At 63.1% G+C, this 19,778-nt stretch carries 12 protein-coding genes and 2 tRNA genes; 4 read left to right on the forward strand and 10 right to left on the reverse strand.

The features are described from left to right. Positions 1-120: 120 nt before the first annotated feature. The gene (gene ku, locus K1X15_RS03370; protein WP_220306081.1) at positions 121-987 is read left to right on the forward strand and encodes a non-homologous end joining protein Ku; all 867 of its coding nucleotides are present in this window, start codon (positions 121-123) and stop codon (positions 985-987) included. A gap of 3 nt (positions 988-990) precedes the next feature. Next, a complete protein-coding gene (ligD, locus tag K1X15_RS03375; RefSeq protein ID WP_220306082.1) occupies positions 991-3,549 on the forward strand; it encodes a DNA ligase D in 2,559 nt (852 codons plus the stop codon). On the opposite strand, the gene K1X15_RS03380 is transcribed toward ligD, so the two are convergent. The 5 genes from K1X15_RS03380 to K1X15_RS03400 form a co-directional block, all read right to left on the reverse strand. Continuing rightward, positions 3,550-4,638, reverse strand: a complete 1,089-nt coding sequence (locus K1X15_RS03380) for an ABC transporter ATP-binding protein (RefSeq protein WP_220306083.1) — start codon at positions 4,636-4,638, stop codon at positions 3,550-3,552. It lies immediately after the preceding gene. A 35-nt stretch (positions 4,639-4,673) separates the two neighbouring features. Continuing rightward, on the reverse strand, positions 4,674-5,501 hold the full coding sequence (locus K1X15_RS03385; protein ID WP_220306084.1) for a carbohydrate ABC transporter permease: 828 nt from the start codon (positions 5,499-5,501) through the stop codon (positions 4,674-4,676). Continuing rightward, entirely contained in the window at positions 5,498-6,412 is a 915-nt protein-coding gene (locus tag K1X15_RS03390) for a carbohydrate ABC transporter permease (protein ID WP_220306085.1), read from the reverse strand. The genes K1X15_RS03385 and K1X15_RS03390 overlap by 4 nt, the downstream gene beginning before the upstream one ends. A 75-nt stretch (positions 6,413-6,487) precedes the next feature. Next, on the reverse strand, positions 6,488-7,786 hold the full coding sequence (locus tag K1X15_RS03395) for an ABC transporter substrate-binding protein (RefSeq protein WP_420828362.1): 1,299 nt from the start codon (positions 7,784-7,786) through the stop codon (positions 6,488-6,490). Between the two features lie 58 nt (positions 7,787-7,844). Further along, a complete protein-coding gene (locus tag K1X15_RS03400) occupies positions 7,845-10,160 on the reverse strand; it encodes an alpha-L-rhamnosidase (RefSeq protein WP_220307417.1) in 2,316 nt (771 codons plus the stop codon). Positions 10,161-10,407: 247 nt separating this feature from the next. Here K1X15_RS03400 and K1X15_RS03405 point away from each other — a divergent pair, with 247 nt between their 5' ends. Continuing rightward, a complete protein-coding gene (locus tag K1X15_RS03405) occupies positions 10,408-11,442 on the forward strand; it encodes a LacI family DNA-binding transcriptional regulator (RefSeq protein ID WP_220306086.1) in 1,035 nt (344 codons plus the stop codon). Between the two features lie 129 nt (positions 11,443-11,571). Here the strand turns inward: K1X15_RS03405 and cydB are convergent, their stop codons facing one another. The 3 genes from cydB to K1X15_RS03420 all read right to left on the reverse strand — a co-directional run bounded on the left by cydB (position 11,572) and on the right by K1X15_RS03420 (position 14,384). Beyond that, positions 11,572-12,576, reverse strand: coding sequence for a cytochrome d ubiquinol oxidase subunit II (gene cydB / locus K1X15_RS03410; RefSeq protein WP_220306087.1), 1,005 nt, complete (start codon positions 12,574-12,576; stop codon positions 11,572-11,574). Next, positions 12,566-13,990 (reverse strand): cytochrome ubiquinol oxidase subunit I, encoded by a 1,425-nt coding sequence (locus K1X15_RS03415; protein ID WP_220306088.1) that lies wholly within the window; start codon positions 13,988-13,990, stop codon positions 12,566-12,568. The genes cydB and K1X15_RS03415 overlap by 11 nt, the downstream gene beginning before the upstream one ends. Before the next feature lie 317 nt (positions 13,991-14,307). Then, a tRNA-Pro gene (locus K1X15_RS03420) sits at positions 14,308-14,384 on the reverse strand. A gap of 172 nt (positions 14,385-14,556) precedes the next feature. Between K1X15_RS03420 and K1X15_RS03425 the strand changes: the two genes are divergently transcribed. After that, positions 14,557-14,631, forward strand: a tRNA-Gln gene (locus K1X15_RS03425). A 640-nt stretch (positions 14,632-15,271) separates the two neighbouring features. Here K1X15_RS03425 and K1X15_RS03430 read toward each other — a convergent pair. Both K1X15_RS03430 and K1X15_RS03435 read right to left on the reverse strand, forming a co-directional pair. Next, positions 15,272-18,469: a glycoside hydrolase family 31 protein gene (locus K1X15_RS03430; RefSeq protein ID WP_220306089.1), complete on the reverse strand. Its 3,198-nt coding sequence runs from the start codon at positions 18,467-18,469 to the stop codon at positions 15,272-15,274. Between the two features lie 60 nt (positions 18,470-18,529). After that, entirely contained in the window at positions 18,530-19,765 is a 1,236-nt protein-coding gene (locus tag K1X15_RS03435; RefSeq protein WP_220306090.1) for an ABC transporter substrate-binding protein, read from the reverse strand. Positions 19,766-19,778: the final 13 nt, after the last annotated feature.

Raw genomic sequence — 19,778 nt, forward strand, 5'->3', positions numbered from 1 at the left:
CCCTTTCGATCGCTGCAAATGATCGAACCCGGCCCTGCGTTCCGCACCCGCGAAAAGGTGACCGGAACGCGGGGCCCCATGAGGCGTTGAATCGGGGAACCGAACGACAGGACTTTTGCCATGCCCGCCTCGCGTCCGATCTGGAAGGGTCAGCTGCGCCTCTCCCTGGTGGCCATTCCGGTGGAATTGTTCAGCGCCGCGCGCAGCGGCGCCAAGCCCAGTTTCCGGCAGATCCACGAGCCCACCGGCAAGCCGATACACTACGAAAAAGTGGTGGCCGGGGTGGGTCCGGTGGACAAGGACGAGATCATCAAGGGCTTTGAATATGAGAAGGGCGACTATGTCCTGCTCACCGATGACGAGATCGACGCGGTCAAGCTCGAAACCCGCAAGACGCTGGAGCTGACCCAGTTCGTCGGCGCCTGCGAGATCGACCCGATCTACTATGACAAGTCGTATTTCGTCGTGCCCACCGACGAGCTGGCCGAGGATGCCTTCCGGGTGATCCGCGATGCGCTGCGCCAGACCGAAAAAGTCGGACTTGGGCAATTGTCCATGCGCGGCAAAGAATATTTGGCTGCCATCAAGCCCTCGGGCACCGGGCTGATGCTGGAGACGCTTCACTACGAAGAGGAGGTGCGCAAGGCCGATCCCTTCTTCTCGCAGATTTCCTCCAGGAAGGCTGAAGCCGACCTGCTGGAAGTGGCGACGGCCCTCATCGAAAAAAAGACCGCGCCGTTCGACGCCGGGGCCTTCAAGGATCACTATCAGACCGCCTTGCGCGACCTGATCAAGCGCAAGATGAAGGCCAAGGGCCGCAAGATCACCGCCACCGAAGACGAGACACCCGAACGCCCGAGTGGCGAGAATGTCGTGGACCTGATGGCGGCGCTCAAGGAAAGCCTGGAGGGTGGCGGCAGGAAGAAGGCGCCGGCCAAGAAGGCCGCCCCGGCAAAATCCGGCGCGTCGCGGAAGAAGGCGAGTTGATCCATGGCAGACAAGGCGCAGGATCTGCTCAAGGACTACAAGGCCAAGCGGGACTTTGCCAAAACCCAGGAGCCGCCCGGCGCCGCTCCCAGATCCGGCAAGGCAGGCCGTGGCAGTTTCGTCGTGCAGAAACACGACGCGACGCGGCTGCACTATGATTTCCGCATCGAACTCGACGGTGTGCTCAAGAGCTGGGCCGTCACCAAGGGCCCATCCAATAATCCCTCCGACAAGCGTCTCGCGGTGCGGGTCGAAGACCACCCGCTCGAATATGGCGGCTTCGAAGGCACCATACCCGAGGGCGAATATGGGGGTGGCACTGTCATGCTCTGGGACCGCGGCACCTGGGAGCCGATCGGCGATCCCCATGAAGGCCTGGAAAAGGGCGACCTGAAACTGCGGCTCTTCGGCGAGCGCATGAAGGGCGAATATGTGCTGGTGCACATGAAGGGGCGCGACACCAGGCGCCGCAATGCACCGGACCGGGAGAACTGGCTGCTGATCAAGCATCGCGACAGTTACGCGCGCGACAAGGACACGTTGACCACTCGCTTCACCCGCTCGGTCGCAACGGGGCGCGACTTCAAGGCCATTGCCAATGGCAACGCGCCCGAAAAGCCGTCGGATGTGCCGGCCGAGGCGGTTTGGCATTCGGACCCGGAGGAGGCTGAGAAGGCCGATCAGAAGACCCGGTTGGCAGCGACAGCGGGCAAGGGCAAGACGCCGGCCTTTCGGCCCGTGCAACTGGCGACGCTGGTCGACAGCGTTCCGGCCGGCGAGGGCTGGCTGTTCGAGATGAAGTATGACGGCTACCGGTGCCTGGCTGCCATCGCGGGCGACAATGTGCGGCTCTTTACCCGCAACGGGCTGGACTGGACCGAACAATTCGGTGCCCTGGTCGAGCCGTTTCAGAAACTCAAGATTGGCTCGGCGCTGATCGATGGCGAAATCTGCGCCTTCGACGACAGGGGACGGACCGATTTCTCGACATTGAAATCCGTTCTCTCCAATGGCGGGCGCCTGGAATTCTTCGCCTTTGACCTGCTCGAAGCGGATGGCAAGGATATGACCAACTTGCCGCTGGTCGAGCGCAAGGCGCAGCTCCAGAAACTTCTGGCAAAATCGGCGAAAAAGGACCCGGTGCAGTATTCTTCCCATGTTGCGGGGCACGGCCAGAAAGTACTCGACGCGCTGTGCCGCGACGGACATGAGGGGGTCATCGCCAAGCGGGCCGATGCACCTTATCGCGGCGAACGGAGCAAAAGCTGGCTCAAGATCAAGTGCCTGAAGCGCCAGGAATTCGTCGTCGGCGGATGGTCGCCATCGAGCAAACGCAGGGGTTTTGCGTCGCTTTTGCTGGGGACGTGGGACGGCGACAGGCTGCTCTATCGCGGCCGGGTGGGCACAGGCTTCACCCAGGACCTGCTTGATGAACTAAATCTGAAGCTGAAAAAGCTTGCGCGCAAGACCAGCCCGTTCGACGCCGTTCCCAAGGACCGGGCGCGCGGCGCCCATTGGGTCACGCCCCAGCTCGTGGCCGAGATCGCCTATACCGAGCTGACCCCCGACGACATTCTCCGCCACCCCAGCTTTATCGGTCTGCGCGGCGACAAGCCCGCCCGGGAGGTTCGCATGGAAAAACCACTTGCCATCGATGACGACGGCGAAGCCGTGGCGGAAAAGCTCGGGGTGCGCCTGACCAGCCCGGACCGCGTGGTCTATCCCGGCCAGGGGATCACCAAATCGCAGCTCGTTGCCTATTACGAGGACGTGGCCGAGGCCATCCTGCCCCATATCAAGGACCGACCACTGAGCCTGGTCCGCTGCCCGCAGGGGCGGACGCGACACTGCTTCTTCCAGAAGCATGACACTGGCGGTTTTCCAGAACAGTTGCATTCCCGGCCCATCCCCGAGAAGGACGGTGAAAGGAAGGACTATTTCTATGTCGATGACTTGGCGGGCCTTGTCGCCGGCACACAGATGAACGTGCTCGAATGGCACATCTGGGGATCGCATTTCGCCAATCTGGAAAAGCCCGATCGCCTGGTTTTCGACATCGATCCCGACGAGGGCCTCGATTTCTCCGCCATCACCAGCGCCGCCATCGACATTCGCGATCATCTGGCCGACATCGGTCTGACCAGCTTTCCCATGGTTTCGGGCGGCAAAGGCCTTCACGTCATCGTGCCGCTGCAGCCCCATGCCGAATGGCCCGAGGTCAAGGCGTTCTGCAAGGGGCTTGCCCGGAACCTGGCCGACGCCGAGCCGGACCGCTTCACTGCGAACCTGTCCAAGGCACGACGCAAGGGCCGGCTTTTCATCGACTATTTGCGCAATGAGCGCGGCTCGACGGCCATTTGCCCCTGGTCGGTGCGCTCCCGCGAAGGGGCCCCTGTCGCCGTGCCGGTCGGTTGGGACGAAGTGCCTGCGCTCAAGGCCGCCAACGGATTCTCGCTGGCCGCGGCCGCCGACCGGGCCAAGGGCGGGGACGCCTGGCCCGACTATTTCAAGCGCAAGCAAAAGCTCACGGCCAGCATGCAGGCGGCTTTTGCTCCGGAGTGATCAATCACTGACCCCGAGCACCGCCACCCCATTGCTATCGAACAGCAATGCCTTGGCCGGGTCGACATCGAGCGTGACGCTTTCGCCACGTTTGAGCGATTGGTCGCCATCGAGCACCGCCAGCCAGGATGCGCCTGAGGGCAGTTCGAGATTGACGATGGTTTCATTGCCCAGCCGTTCAACCATGTTGACGCGGCCGACAATAGCGCCGGAGGGGGCGGCCGCGAGGTCATGCGGGCGCACGCCGAGCGTCAGCCTGTCGCCGGGACGCACGCGGCCCGCCGGTATGGCAACCGGCACGCCGACCACATCAGGGCCACTGACGGTGACGATGTCGCCCTCGATCTTGTCGACACTGACGGGAACGAAATTCATCTTGGGCGAGCCGATAAAGCCAGCCACGAACAGGTTCGCCGGTCGCTGGTAGAGCTCGATCGGGGCGCCCACCTGCTGCACCACCCCGCCATCGAGCACCACGATCTTGTCGGCCAGCGTCATGGCCTCAACCTGATCGTGGGTCACATAGATCATGGTGGCATCGAGCTCATTGTGCAGCTTGGAGATTTCCATCCGCATATCGACCCGGAGGGCGGCGTCGAGATTGGACAGCGGCTCGTCGAAGAGGAAAACTTCCGGCTGCCGGACAATGGCCCGGCCAATGGCAACGCGCTGGCGCTGGCCACCGGAGAGCTGGCTGGGCTTGCGGTCGAGCAAATGTTCCATCTGCAGGATGCGGGCGGCCTCGCGGATTTTCTGGTCGCGCACATCCTTGGGCGTGCGCGCCAGTTTCAGCCCGAAACCGACATTGTCGTAGACGGTCATATGCGGATAGAGCGCATAGGATTGGAACACCATGGCAATGCCACGGTCGCGCGGCTCCACCTCGTTGACCACACGGTCTCCGATGACCAGCTCGCCGCCGGTAATATCCTCAAGCCCCGCAATCATGCGCAGCAGCGTGGACTTGCCGCAGCCCGAGGGACCGACGAAGACGACGAATTCGCCGTGGTCGATGGACAGGTCGACGCCCTTGATGACCTCGACACTGCCATAGCTCTTCTGGAGCTTTCTGAGTTCAAGACCGGCCATGATGGGTCTCCTTTGAGGTATTCATGTGTGTCCTCTCAACCCTTGACCGCGCCGGCCGTCATGCCGGCCACGATCTGCCGGTTGAAGAACAGGAAGACCAGGAGCGGCGGAATGGTGATGAGCAGGATGTTGGTGAACAAGAGGTTGTAGGACGTGTTGTACTGGCTCTGGAAATTGTAGAGCGTCAGCTGCACCGTGGCATTGGCATTGCCCGGCAGATAGTAAAGCGGGTTGGTGAAGTCGTTGAAGATGCCCACCGACTGCACCACGATATTGGTGACGGTTACCGGCCAGAGCAGGGGCAGGATCACGCGGAAGAAGACGTCCAGCGGCCTTGCGCCATCGATGATGGCGGCTTCGTCCAGCTCGCGCGGGATGGTGGCGATAAAGGCCCGGTAAAGCAGGATCGAGAAGGAGAGGCCATAGGCCACCTCGATCAGCACCAGGCCATGCAGCTTGGCAAAGAGCCCGATTGATTGCAGCAGCCAGATTGTCGGCACCACCGCCGGCGGCATCATCAGCCCGGCGAGGATCAGGAAGTTGATCACCCCGTTCCAGCGCGTCTTGCGGCGCTGGAGAACGAAACCGACCATGGCCGAGAAGATGACCAGGAGCGTGACACTGGCCACGGTCAGGATGGTGGAATTGACGAAGGCCGTCACCAGCATCCAGTTCCGCGTGGTAATGACTTCAACCACATTCTCCCAGAGATGGAAGCTCGTGGGCCAGGTGAAATCGAGAAGGCCCGCCTCCTGCTTGTTCTTGACCGAGGTCAGGATGATGAAGGCGAAGGGGACCAGGAACACCACCGTCGAGACCAGGATGGCGACGGCGTTGAGCCAATGGCGACGCAGGATGTTCATTCGTGACCCTCCCGGCGATTGAGGAACATGGTCAGCGGGATCACCAGGAGGGCGATGAGCACGAACAGCACCACATTACCCGCGGTCGAGAGGCCATAGAAGCCCGCCTGATACTGCTTGTAGATGACCGAGGCGATGGTGTCGGATGAAAAGCCAGGCCCGCCGCGCGTCATGGCCCAGACCAGGTCGAATGTGCGCAACCCGCCAATGAAGCTCAGCGTGATGACGGTGACGGTGGCCGGACGGCAGAGGGGCAGCGTGACATAGCGGAAACTTTGCCAGGGGGTGGAGCCGTCAATGCGCGCGGCCTCGTAGAAATCCTTGGGGATCGAGACGATGCCGGCAATGTAGATGACGGTGGCCAAGCCGACGCCGCGCCAGACATCGACAAAGGCAACGGACAGCAGGGCCAGTTTCGGATCGGTCAGCCAGCCCGGTCCCTTGATGCCGATCAGCGCCAGGGTCTCGTTGATGAGGCCCTGGGTGGGATGCATGAACACGGTGAAGGTGATGCCGATGCCGACCGTGGACACCAGCACGGGGAAGAAGACGACTGAACGCAGCCAGTCCCGCCACACCCGGGGCGAGGTCAGGAGTACGGCGAGCGCCAGGCCCAGCACCACCTTGAGCCCGGACGTCGTGACGGCGAAAATGACCGTATTGGTGAGGCCCTGGATCAGGAAGGGCTCGCGGAAGAACTGCGCGAAATTGTCGAGCCCGATGAAAGAAGAGCTGAACAGGTTCCAGCGTGTCAGGCTGAACCAGGCCGACGAGAAGGTTGGGAATAGAAACAGCCCACCATAGATCACCGCCGCCGGTATGAAGAACCACATGGGATAGGCCGAGGGGCGCTTGCGCGCCGCCACCGGTCGCGGCGCCGTGGTGGCGCCCGCCTCAGAAATCGCGGCCATTGGCCAATCCTCCTCCACAGGGATTGCGGCTCCGGGCGGGACCAGCTGCCCGGAGCCGCATCATGCGCCTATCGGTTACCAGCCGGGAAGACCAAGCTGCTGGGCCTGCTTGCGCACATCCTCATCATAGAGCGCTGCGCCATCGGCGGCGGAGCGGATGCCCGAGCCGACTTCGACCGTGATCTGTTCGAGTGCCGGACCCTTGACCGGAGACAGGAACTCCAGGGCCGGGCCGTTCTGGCCGCCTTCACCGAAATAGGGCAGCAGGTCAGAGACGGCCGGGGGGACGTCGTCGGGCAAGGTGCATCCATTGACCAGATATGGACCAGACGCCCCGACGGCAGCCGTCTGAGCATCACAGCCTTCAATGCTTGCCACAAAGGCCACGAACTTCTTGGCGGCTTCGACATTGGGCGACGTCTGGGGAATATAGAGGCCCGCGGGCATCCAGACCGTCAGTCCGTTGAGTGCCGCGTCGTCTCCTGGCTGGGCAAAAAAGCCCACATTGTCGATCAGGTCAGGATAGTTCGTCGCGATGGCCGTCGTGGCGAAGGTGAGCATCGGGTAGTGAGCCGCTTCGCCGGATGCGACCATGCGCGCCCCGTCCTCGTATTTTGCGGCGCCGAAGTCCTCGTTGAGATAGCCTGCTTCATAGACCGCCTGCAGCTTTTCAAAGCCGCGCAGGGCCGCCGGCTCGGTGGCGAACTTGGCTTCGTTGGCCGTGTAGCGGCTGGCAAAGCTCGGGTCCTTGGCCGAGACGTTGTAATAGTCGGCCAGCACGAAGAGCTGGCTGGTCCAGGTGTCGCCATAGGTCTGCGCCACTGCAACCTTGCCGGCGGCCTTGATCTTTTCGTTGTTGGCCATGAACTCGTCCCAGGTCTTGGGAACGGAAAGGCCGAGCTCCTCGTAGATGGGCTTGTTGTAGTAGATGCCACCGCCCATGGCCGCTCCAATGGGCGCGCCGCGCACGGTGCCATCGGGTGCCGTCACGACCTGCTTGAAGCTGTTCTGCACATTGGCCTGCCAGGGTTCGTTGGTGAGGTCCACCAGGAACTGGGCGGGGTTGATCGCCTGAAACAGCGAACCCGAATTGTACAGGAACACATCGGCCATGGTCTGGGTGGCCAGGCGCGTCTTGACGAGGTTGTCGCCTTCCGAACCGCCCGGACGCGTCTCGATGTCGATATTGATGTCGGGATTGGCAGCCTCGAACCGGCTCACCAGTTCTTCGGCGATCGCCAGGTCGTCGGCGCCAGTCGTGGTCAGAAACGTCAGGTTGACGCTCTGCGCGAAGGCGGTGCCCGACAGCGCGGTCAAAGTCAGCAGGCCGGCGGTCATTCCGCCCAATGCAATCCTGCGAGTAGTCTTGATCATGGTCTTCCTCCCAAATGGCCTGCACCATGCAGGCCGGTTGTGCACGACACCCTCTCCCCTAGGGCGTGCGGGCATTGATGCTCGGGCCGTCCTTCTTGTGCCGGACCGGCGCCGAATAGTTGAAAGTGAGAACGTGCGCGCCGGGGGCGATGCCATCGACAGTGCCCGAAACGGGCCGTCCATCGAGCATGGCATCGCGATAGGCGGCGTTGAGAACGAGGCACCCCTTGCCGGCTTCCGGCACGGTGAAGGCATAGCGCACCGCCTCGCCATCGGCCGTCCATTCGGCCGCGATGCGGCCCTTGGGACTGTCGTGATGCGCCTTGACCGGCGACAGCTCGGGCACGATGACCGGCTCGAACACCACATTGGCAAAGCCCGGATCATTGGCATCCGGCCGGAAACCGGCGACCGCTTCGAGCAGCCACTGGCACACGGCGCCATAGGCATAGTGATTGTAGGAATTCATCTGCGGATTGTAGATGGTGCCGTCCGGCTGGATGGCGTCCCAGCGCTCCCAGATGGTGGTGGCGCCCATCTTGACCTGATAGAGCCAACCCGGAACCTCTTCCTGGAGGAACATTTCGGCGGCAAGACCAACCTCGCCAATCTTGACCAGGGCCGGCAAGAGAGCCGGGGTGCCGATAAAGCCGGTGCCGATGCGCCCATCGGTGCGCTTGATGGCGTTCCTGAAATAGCCCTTGGCCGCCTCGCGCTTGTCCTCGGGAATGAGGTCATGGAGGAAAGCCAGCGCATAGGAGGTCTGGTCGTCATAGGCCAGGCGCCCCGACGGGGTGATGAATTCGCGCCCGAAGGCCTCCTTCACCTGCGCGGCCATGCCGGTCAAACGCTCGGCGGTCGCGACATCTCCGGAAATGCGGGCAATCTCGGCCACATGGGTCGCCGCGATATAGAGATAGAGCGTGGCCGCTGCGTCGTCGCCGATCGTGGGCAGCGGCTTAGCGCTGGGGCCACCGGGCTGCAGCCAGTCGCCAAAGGAGAAGCCGCGGGCGCCCCAGGCGCGGGGCGGGGATACGATCGGGCCGTCGCTGATCGACCAGACGAAATCCACCCACTTGACCATGGCCGGCAGCGTTTCGGCCAGAATGGCCGTGTCGCCATAGTGCAGATACATCTGCCAGGGCACCATCCAGATCGCATCGCCCCAGCCGGTCGAGCCGAAAAAGCCCGGATAGTCCTTGGGGTTGAGCCGCGTCGGGTCGGGGCAGACATGCGGCACGGCGCCATCCTCGCGCTGGTCGACCACCAGGTCGCGCACCCATTTGCGGAAGAAGCTCTGCGCATCGGCGAGGTAGCAGGCCGTGCCGGCAAAGACCTGCGCATCGCCGGTCCAGCCCAGGCGCTCGTCGCGCTGCGGGCAATCGGTTGGCACTTCGATGAAATTGGCGCGCTGGCTCCAGAGCGTGTTGAGGAATAGCCGGTCGACCAGCGGATTGGCCGAGGTGAAGCTGGCCTTGACCTCGGTGACCGAGGAGATCGGCACGGAGACGATGTCGGTCAGCCTTGCGTCACCTTCGATGGTGACGCGGACATAGCGATAGCCCTGGAAGGTGAAGTAGGGGCGGTAATGCTCCTTGCCATTGCCGGAGAGGATGTATTCGATGCGCGCGGCGGCGGTGCGGTAATTGCCATTGTAGAACTGGCCATCCTTGTCGAGCACCTCGCCATGCTCGACGCTGACCTTGGCGCCCGCGGCGCCCGTAACGGTGATGGCGACATTGCCGCCGGCATTCTGCCCGAAATCATAGACCGTCCGGCCGTCCGCATCGGTCCAGCTCCTGACCACCGGCAAGGGCGCCAGTTCGCGGGGCGGGGTGGTTTCGTGTGGAACGAGAATGGCGGTGTCGAAGGGCAGGGCCTCGGTGCCGGCCGCGACTTTCGGCACGATGCGCGCGTCGAACACTTCGCCGAAATAGATCCCCGACTTGCGCACCGGCAGTTCACCGCTTTCCCAACTCTCGTCGGTGACCAGGAGGGTGGTTTCGCTGCCCGGCGCGGCGCGCAACTCGGCAATGGCGGCTATTCTGTCGCCCCAGGTGTTGAAGATGGGCGAGCCGCCCCACATCATCTGCGAGCGCAGCCAGCCATCGGCCAGCCAGATTTCGATGCGGTTCTCGCCGGCCCTGAGCAGATGGCTGACCGGGTAGCTCTGATAGCTCAAGCGCGCATCATAGGCGGTCCAGCCGGGGGTCAGCAGGTCATTGCCGACGCGCTGGCCATTGATGAAGGCGCGGTAGAGCCCGAGCGCGCTGATATGGAGGACTTCGCCACCGCCAACCGCCTCGAGCGAAAAGGACTTGGCGACAAAGCTCGCCGGCGTGCCGACACCCTGATCGGCCTGCGGGCGCACCATGGCGGCCGTCCAGTTGAGCCGGGCCAGGTCCGAATCCTGGGTATGAAGTGCCACTGCGTCGTTCACGCCGATCCTCCCGGAAATATGTCGCTGTCGCGATCTTGTAGAATGTTCTACGTGTATCGTTCTACGTTTTTCACCATTTGGCAATAGGCATTCTTGCGCTAGGGTGCCAGAAGCGGATGGAAGCGCGGGCTGACCGGGAATCTGGTCGCAGAATCAGAGCCTTGTCGGGGGAGAAGAAATCATGGCCCAGAAGAACGGCGAAACCCGCTCCGGTCGCATCACGATCCGCGAAGTCGCTGAAGATGCTGGCGTTTCTGTCGCTGCCGTCTCGAAGGTGCTGCGCGACGCCTATGGCGTGTCCGACGCGTTGCGGGCCAAGGTGCGCGCCTCCATGGACAAGCTCGGCTATCGGCCTCTGGCGGCCGCCAGGGGCATGCGCGGTCAAACCTACACAATCGGCCTTGTCCTGCCCGATATCCGCAACCCCTTCTTCGCCGACATCATGGTGGGCGTGAACAACGCGCTGGAGCGCACCCAGTACCGGTCGATGATCGGCATAAGCCAGGGGTCGGCGCAAGGCGAACTGGCGATTGTCGAGGCCATGATCGACCGGCAGATGGACGGCATCATCCTGATCGGATCGACCGAGGATCGCGCCAATCTCGACGTCATCGCCGCCAAGAAGCCGCTGGTGACGATCGGTCATCATGATCCCGAGGCCGATCATTTCGATACGGTCAACAACAACGATCAGCAGGGCGGCTTGCTGGCTGTGCGGCATCTGGTGGCGGCGGGATACAACAACATCGCCATGATCAGCCTACGGAGCGGCACTTCGACGATCCTGGCCGAGCGCGAACTGGGCTATCGGCGAGGCATGGTCGAGGCGGGCCTGGGCAACCAGATCAACATCCAGCAGATTCCGCAAACCCTCCGCGAAGTGCAGATTGCGGCCCGTCGCCTGCTGCAGGGACCAAACCGCCCCGACGCCATCTTCTGCTGGACCGACTTCATCGCCCTCGAGGTGATCAGTGTTGCTACCGAGCTGGGCCTCCGCATCCCGGAGGACATCGGCATGGTCGGCTATGACAACACGATGTTCTGCGACTTTGCGCAGAACAGCCTTTCGAGCATCGACCAGTCGGGCGAGCTCTTGGGCCTGCAGGCCACGCGCCTCCTGATCGAGCGCATCAAGGGCCGCACCGAGGCCGAGCATTTCGTGGTGCCGCCCCGGCTCGTCGTCCGCCGCAGCACCAGCCGCCAGAAATCGGCCTGACGCCGACGCCTTTCGATCAGGGTGCCAGGAACAGCCTGACAACCAGACCGATCAGCGTCACCGTCCCCACGCCGGCCAGCCACAGGCCCAAGAACCAGGCAAGCTGCCTGCCGCGTCGCGCCAGCGGCATCAATGATAGCCCTCGCCGGGGTCGACCTTCCCGCGGAACACCCAATAGGCATAGCCGGTATAGGCCAGGATGACAGGCACGAGGACCGCCGCGCCAACCAGCAGGAAGGCGAGGGAACTGTCGGGCGCAGCCGCGTCCTCGATGGTCAGCGCACCCGGCACGATATAGGGATAGAAGCTGATCCCGAGACCCACGAAGCTGAGGACGAAGAGGCCCAGCGCCGCAAGAAAAGGCTGCAAATGCTTGTCCGTGGTCAGGCCATGCCAGAGGCCGATAGCGCAGACGGCGAGCAGGAGCGGGACGAACACCGAGAAGAACGCGGTCGGCCAACCGAACCAGCGCTCGAAATAGACCTGGTCGATGAAAGGGCTCCACAGCGACACGACGCCGATCAGCACCAGCGTGGCGGCCCCGGCCACCATGGAAAGGCGTCTGGCGCGGGCCTGCAGGTCGCCGGAGGTCTTGAGGTTGAGCCAGGTGGCGCCGAGCAGGGCATAGCCCACCGTCACCGCCAGCCCCGTCACCAGTGAGAAGGGCGTCAGCCAATCCCACCAGCCGCCCGCATAGGCCCGGTCGGCGATCTCGATGCCCTGCACCAATGCGCCCACCGCGATCCCCTGCGTGAAGGCGGCAACCAGCGATCCCAGGCAGAACCCAATATCCCACCAGGACGATCCGCGTGCCGTGCGCCAGCGAAATTCGAAGGCGACCCCCCGAAAGATCAGGCCGAGCAACATGGCGATGATGGGCATGTAGAGCGCCGGCAGAACCGTCGCGTACACGACGGGAAACACCGCCATCAGCCCGCCACCGCCGAGCACCAGCCAGGTCTCGTTTCCGTCCCAGACCGGCGCGATGGAATTGGTCATCACATCCCTGTCGCGCCGCTCCGGAAAGAATGGGAACAGAATGCCGACACCCAGGTCGAACCCGTCCAGCACCACATAGGCGAGAACCGCAAAGGCGATGATGGCGGCCCAGATGGTTGGCAGATCAATCGGCATGGCCTGCTCCCTCCCTGATCGTGTCTTCCTGCGCCGGACCCGGATTGATGCCGGCGGAGCGGTGCGGGCCGCGATCAAGCTCGTGATCCTCGTTCAGGACCGGCGGCCGGCGGAACAGGCGGAAAAGGTAGAAGACGCCCGCGCCGAACACCAGGAAGTAGACGATGACGAAGGCCATCAGGGATGCGCCCACCGCCGGGGCGTCGACCGGTGACAGGCTTTCGGCGGTGCGCATCAGCCCATAGACGGTATAGGGCTGGCGGCCCACCTCGGTCGTGTACCAGCCTGCCAGGACGGCCACGAAGCCGGATGGCCCCATCGTGACAGCGGCGCGGTGCAGCCAGGCATTGGTGTAGATCGTCTTGCGCCAGCGCTCGAACAGCGACCACAGGCCGATCGCCAGCATCAGCAGGCCCAGCCCCACCATGATGCGGAAGGCGAAGAACGGAACCAGCACCGGTGGCCGCCCATCGGCCGGAAAAGCATCGAGCCCTTCGAGCGGTGCATTGGGGTCGTGCTTGAGTATCAGCGAGCCCAGCTTGGGGATCTCGATGGCAAGGTCCATCCGTTGTTCGGCCTCGTTCGGCAGTCCGAACAGCACCAGTGGCGCCCCCTCGGGATGGCTTTCGTAATGCCCCTCCATGGCGGCAATCTTGGCCGGCTGATATTCGAGCGTGTTCAACCCGTGCTGGTCACCCACGAAAATCTGGATGGGTGTGACAAGGGCAGCCATCCACATGGCCATGGAGAACATGATCCGGGCCTGCCGGTTGGAACTGCTCTTAAGCAGGTGCCAGGCCCCCACGGCGCCCACGGCGAAGGCGGTCGTCAGGAAGGCGGCGAGCACGGTATGTGTCAGCCGATAGGGGAAAGACGGATTGAAGATGATGGCCCACCAGTCCTCGGGAATGAATGTGCCGTCGGCGCCGATCGAAAAGCCGGCCGGGGTATGCATCCAGCTGTTTGCAGAGGTGATCCAGGTCGCCGATATCAACGTGCCCACGGCCACGGCAGCGACGGCCACCATATGCAGCGTGTCGCCGACGCGCTTGCGCCCGAACAGCGCGATCCCGAGAAAGCCCGCCTCGAGGAAGAATGCGGTCAGCACCTCGTAGCCCATCAGCGGCCCGATGACGGCGCCAGCCCTGTCGGAGAATACCGACCAATTGGTCCCGAACTGGTAGCTCATCACGATGCCGGAGACCACGCCCATGCCGAAGGTGACCGCGAAAATGGTCTTCCAGTATTCGAACAGCTGGAGATAGGCCTCGTCACGCTTCCACAGCCAGAGCGCGTTCAGCACCGCCAGGAAACTCGCCGTGCCGATGGAAAAGGCGGGGAAGATGAAGTGGAACGATACGGTGAAGGCAAACTGGATGCGGGCCAGCATTTCTGCGGTCAGTCCAAAATCCATGCGCGCACCCTCCTTCCGCCGGTTCCACGATTGCCCGCGACCGGCATGATCTCGCCTGACCTGACCGCCAGTCGGCCGTCAGGTTAAGGGAGGATAACGGGCCCAGGGGTCACGCGGAACCCTGCAACTGGTCGCAGGCAGTTTTGATGCGCGCTGGCCCCGCGCGGGGTGGCGATTGTGCTTTCGATTGTGCGCCACAGGACTGGCCGGGCAGGGCGCAGGCAAGAGACCTCAGGCCAAGCCGGGTTTGAACACTGGGCTGCTGCCAGCAATTGCCGGCAACAAAAACCCCGACGTCCAAAGACGCCGGGGTTGATTGGTCGGAGTAGAGTGATTCGAACACTCGACCCCCTGCTCCCGAAGCAGGTGCGCTACCAGGCTGCGCTATACTCCGTCAGGCTCGCGACGTGTCGGGAAACGCAGGCGGTCTGAAGATCCGCCCGGTCGCGATGTGGCGGCTTTATAGCTGCGCTCCCCGCGCTGTTCAAGCGGGTCTGACAACCTTTTATCGCCCATCCGAGCGTGTTGCGCGCGACCGGCGAACCGTGTAGGAACCGGCTCCAAGTTGGGGCGTCGCCAAGTGGTAAGGCAGCGGTTTTTGGTACCGCCATTCCCAGGTTCGAATCCTGGCGCCCCAGCCAGAAATTCCTTAAACCATTGAAAAGTCTCGCTTTCGCCGCTGGTTGGCGTCGCAGCGAGTAGCAACTGTATTACATGGGTGTGTTACATGCTTTTGGAGCATGTCGCCTTGCCAGCCATTTCTCACTGTTTTCGACGCGACGCCGTCTGCTATTGGCGCCGCTGGACGCCCGCACCCAGACGCATCCTCGTGCAGGTCAGTCTCACACTCAGCGCAGCGGATCGCGTCGCGCTCGAGCGGCAATGGGGGCAACCAGACCTGGTCAATGGCGTCGTTCACGCTATGGCCCAAACCAAACGGCATCCGCCGGACGTCGCAACCTTTGTCGACCAGGCCATCGCGGCGTCCCTGTCCGTCGCGAGGGATCCAACGTGCTAGGATGCGGAGCAGGCGGCAAGGGTTCGGCCGCTGGCTGCGGCCTCCTTGGCATGTCAATCGGCCAGGGAGCTGAGCGTCGCTGACATTGGTGTCGACAAAATCATCGCCGAGATCGCCAACGGCCAAGGGCTACCCGAGAGCTCGAACAGTTCAGAGCCTCAGGAACGCTGGCTCGCGCGCACGATCAAGTATCTCCTGGATTACAACCCTTATGCCGAGGAGGGGGGGGGGGAGGCCCGCTTCGTCCATTGAGTTGCCCTCGTCTATCCCAGTGCAACGGTGAGCATGGGTTTGCTGAGTATCACCTTGGGTTCGAGCGAGATGGCAGCCCCATTGAGCCGCGCCTCGTTTGATGGATCGCAGAGGACCAGCATCAATTTGGGACCATCTCCTGTGGTTCGGATATCGAGCGTTCCGTCGGCCGCCCTGAACACGCGTACATGCCATCCCTGCAGATGGATCTCAGTGCTCATCGCGCCACCGGCCACGAGCAATAGGGCGAGGCAATCCGGGCTGACGAGGCCGGCAGGCAGGGGTGCGCCAATTCTGGTTTCGCCCTTGAAGGCCAGAGGCACGAGCGCGCCGTCCCGAACAAACACGGGGATGGAATGGAGCGGGGCATCGACCCGTACACTCGTGCCACCGTTGTACCAGCGCTCCTCCAGCAGGTGCCACCACCGGCCGGCCGGGAGGTAGACCTGGCGATCGGTTGCCCCTTCCGTGATGACCGGGGCGACCAGCAAGTCTCTTCCCAGGCGATATTGATCCCAAAGACTGCGGGCTGTGGGGTCGTCAGCATGGTCCAGCAGCATGGGGCGCATCAATGGCGTGCGGGAGGCAACGCAATGCGCGGTTTCAGCAACGAAATAGGGCAGCAGGGCCATACGCAGGCGTGCGTAGAAAGCATAGAGCGTCAGCGCCCGCGGATCGCCGCTGCGTTCGGCAATGTTCCAGGGCGTGCGGTCCTGATTGAACTCTGCCTTGCTCTCGGCATGGTACTGCATGATAGGGCAGAAGGCGGCCATCTGGGCGGAACGGACATAGAGCTCAGCGCTGGGCACTTCACCGGAAAAGCCGGCCATGTCCCAGCCCCAGAAGATGATGCCGGACATGCCTGCGGAAAGTCCGGCCAGGATCGAGCGCTTGAACGCATCCCAGGTCGAGCGTTCGTCGCCCGCCCAGTGAGCGGGGTAGGTCTGGGCGCCAGTATAGCCGGCACGAGAAAAGGTGATACCGCCATTGGCCTGGGCAAAATCGTAGTAGGCGGAGATGTAGTCGCCCGGATAGCGGTTGCGCTGTTCCAGGCCGCTGCTGCCATCGGCAAAGAGGAGATCCTGCCCCCAGACCATTTCACCGCCATCGGTCTTGAAGCCGTCAACTCCCAGCTCAAGCAGGTAGCGGCGCTTGTCGAACCACCACTTCCGGCCTTCCTCGTGGGTGAAGTCCATGAGCAGGGCGTCCTTGAACCAGCCTTCGGGCAGGCGGAGCGGCGTTCCGTCGGGGTGACGGACACCATAGCCGCGTTCGAGGAAGTGGGCTTCGTCCCGGTTCTTTTGTGGGTGATCGAGACTGGCCACGTGCTTGATGACCGGGATTTGCCAGAGGATGAGTTTGACGCCCTCCTCATGCAGCGCCTCGATCATGCCCTTGGGGTCGGGCCAGCGGCCCCATTCCGGGAAGGTGAAGTCGGCATAGGAGAAGGCCCCGCTGCCTGGCCGAGGGGCATAGCTGGCGTCATTGAAGATGTAGAAAGTGGCCTCGTCGCTCCAGGCCTCGATGACCAGTACGGTGGCGGGAATGCCGTGTTCACGCGTGAGCGCCAGCTGTTTTTCCACTTCGCGCTGATTGTCCCAGTTGTTCGAGCTCATCCATGGACCGAGAGCCCAGTCGGGCACATTGGCGGGAGTGCCGGTCTGGTCGATGAACTGGGTGATCTGCGCGTTGACCGAACCGCCAAACAGGACCAGGTCGAGACAGTCCGTCTCAGCGCCGAGGGCGACAGTGTCCGGGGCGCTGCGACCGAAGTCGAACCAGGAATAGCTGTCCGTTGCCAGCCACAGGCCAAAACCGGCATCGGTGTAGAAGACCGGCATGGGGATATAGGTGCGCAGGCCCTGGTTCTTGTATTGGTTATAGACGTACTGGTCGACGCGCTGCCCCCATTGGTCCAGGGCATTATAGCGCTCGCCCAACCCGAAAATACCGCATGGCGGCGTGCGAAGGCGGGCTTCGATCGCGACCACTGTGCCCGCCGCGTCTTCGAGCCAGCCGATGTGGTCAAGGCCAACCTGCGCGCCGCCAATGGCGATCTGCAGCCGGTCCGAGGCGTCGAGCGTGAACCGGGCCGGACCAAGGGACCATTCGCCTTGAGCCAGAGACGTGTGCGTGCCGGCGCCGGGCACGATCCGCAGGCGTGGCTGTCCGTGGTTGAGCGAGACGGAACAGCTGGCGGCTGCGGTGGCAAATGTGATCTTGTCCGCCTCGACCGTCACGCCGATGACTGGGCCGGCGACCCGATTGGCCAGCACGGTATAGGAAAACGCCTCGTCGCGTGGCGCCTCCCCGGCAAAGCCAAACTTGTAGTGCACCGTGGTCCCGGCCGGCTGTGGCGGCAGGTCGAAACGCCAGCCTTCGGTTTCCAGCGCACCGGCGAGGATGGTGTCGGCAAGATGAAGGACCACTGGCCGGTGGGCGTCGAGCGGCGCGGCGCGCGCAAAGAGCGTCACCCCGTCCGTGTCCGTGACCAGTTTTGGGAAGCGTTCCTCGTAGAGCGGTTCATAGCGATTGCCGTTGCCCATGGGCAAATGGCGAATGAAGTTCTCCGCCAATTGGCCCTGCTTGCCCAGTGTCCGGTGCACGACGCTTGTCAGCCGCGCCCCCGGCGAGGCGGTCAGCAGGGCACGGCTCTTGGCGTAGCTGCCCTGTTCGCCATAATACCAGGCGAGCAACATGCGGTCGTCGGCGCTCATCTCGCGCCCGGACCCAGTTATCTCGTTGATGGCGGCGACCAAAGCCAGGTCTTCGGGCTCGAACAGACCGAAAGGCACCGATGCCAGGATGATCGTATAGTCCAGACCACTCTTGTGGCTGTCCGCCATCAGCGTGCCGCCGCGCGTGAAGTTGACATAGGCATGGTTCTTTACGCGGGCGAGCAGGCTGGCGTGGCGGGCCGACTCTGCTTGCCGGTCGGCCAGCCTCAGCACCGCTGCCCAGAGCGCCAGGAGCCAGAGCGCGCAGGGGCTGTTCGACGTCCCTTCAAGTTCCTGCTCAAGGGCGTTTGCCACACGGGTCAGGGCGCTTTCGGGGACAGCCCGTCCATCGGACAAGACCAGATAGGCGGCAAGTCCAGTGGCCGCCGGGTCGGTGTCTTGCAGACGCTGCGCGATCTCACTTCGCGCACCAGGGGTGTCGAGGGCATCGAAGAACCAGCTGAGATCGGGATCGGTCGAATGGGCGGTCATGGCGGAATCCGGGCAAGAGAAAGCCGGGATGCCAGAACGGCACCCCGGCCTGGGAGGAGCTTAGAGCAGGCCCTGGACGATGGCTGCCGCGTCGGTGAGCGCCTGTTCGGGCGTCTTGCGCCCGAGCTTGGCCTCATCGAGTTCCTTGCCCACCGCATCGGTCAACTGGTTCCAGTTGCCGATCACCGGGGGCACGACGGCGGTATCAAGGGCCTCGAACACCACTTCGCGGCTTTCAGGTGTGGGCTGGGCCAAATAGCCTTCGAGCGCGGCCTCGTCGGTGACGGCGGGCAGTTCCCAACCGGCAGCGATGCGGATTTCCACGGCCTCCTTGGAGGCGGTCAGGAACTTGATCCATTCATAGGCGGCTTCGGCATTCTGGGTCTGCGCGGACACGGCGACGCCATTGGCAAAGAAGTGATGCGCCTTCTGCGTCTTGCCAGGCTCGAGGGCAATGTCCCATGCGAATGGTGCATCGGCGAAGGCGCCCAGCATCCAGATGCCAGTGCGCAGCATGGCGATCTTGCCGGCCTTGAACAGGTCCTCGGGCGACTGGCCGCCCATTTCGGCATCGCTCGGGGTGACCTTGTAGGTATTGACCTTGTCGACCATCCAGGTCAGCGCCTCGATATTCTCGGGCGAAGCGAGGGTCACCTCAGTCTTGTCCGCATTGAGGACCGCGCCACCATTCTGGGCGATGGTCTTGTAGAATTCCCAGAACTGGATGGGCGAGAAGGTCCCCCAGACGCCGGCGTCGGCTTTGGTCAGCGCCTGTGCAGCGGCCAACTCGTCCTCCCAGGTCCAGTCCGCGGTGGGGTAGTCGACACCGGCAGCGTCGAACAGGTCCTTGTTGTAGTAGAGGACGACATTGGAGAAGCTCTCCACCAGGCCGTATTGCTTGCCATCGAGGGCAAAAGCCGACAGCGCGGTGGGATTGTAGATGCCAACATCAAAGCCTTCATCGGCCTCGATCAGCGGATTGAGATCGAGCAGGGCATTGCGCTCGGCATAGGTGACGAAGTTCTCGTAGTTGAGCTCGAACGTGTCGGGCAGGCTGCGCGAGGCCACCAGGGTCTGCAGCTTGGTGAAGTAATCGCCAAAGGCGGCTGTCTCATATTCGACATTGATATCGGGATGCTGGGCCTCGAAGGCGGCGATCGTTTCCTCGAGCTGTGCAATGTAGTTGGGCGCCGCCGAGAAGGTCATGTACTTGACCGTCGTCTGCTGCGCCCAGACCGGCGTGGCCAGAAGGGCAACGGCGGCAATGCCCGCCAGCAGCTGTATCGTCTTACTCATGGTTTCCTCCCTT

The sequence above is a fragment of the Devosia salina genome (genome assembly GCF_019504385.1).
GTDB lineage: Bacteria > Pseudomonadota > Alphaproteobacteria > Rhizobiales > Devosiaceae > Devosia > Devosia salina.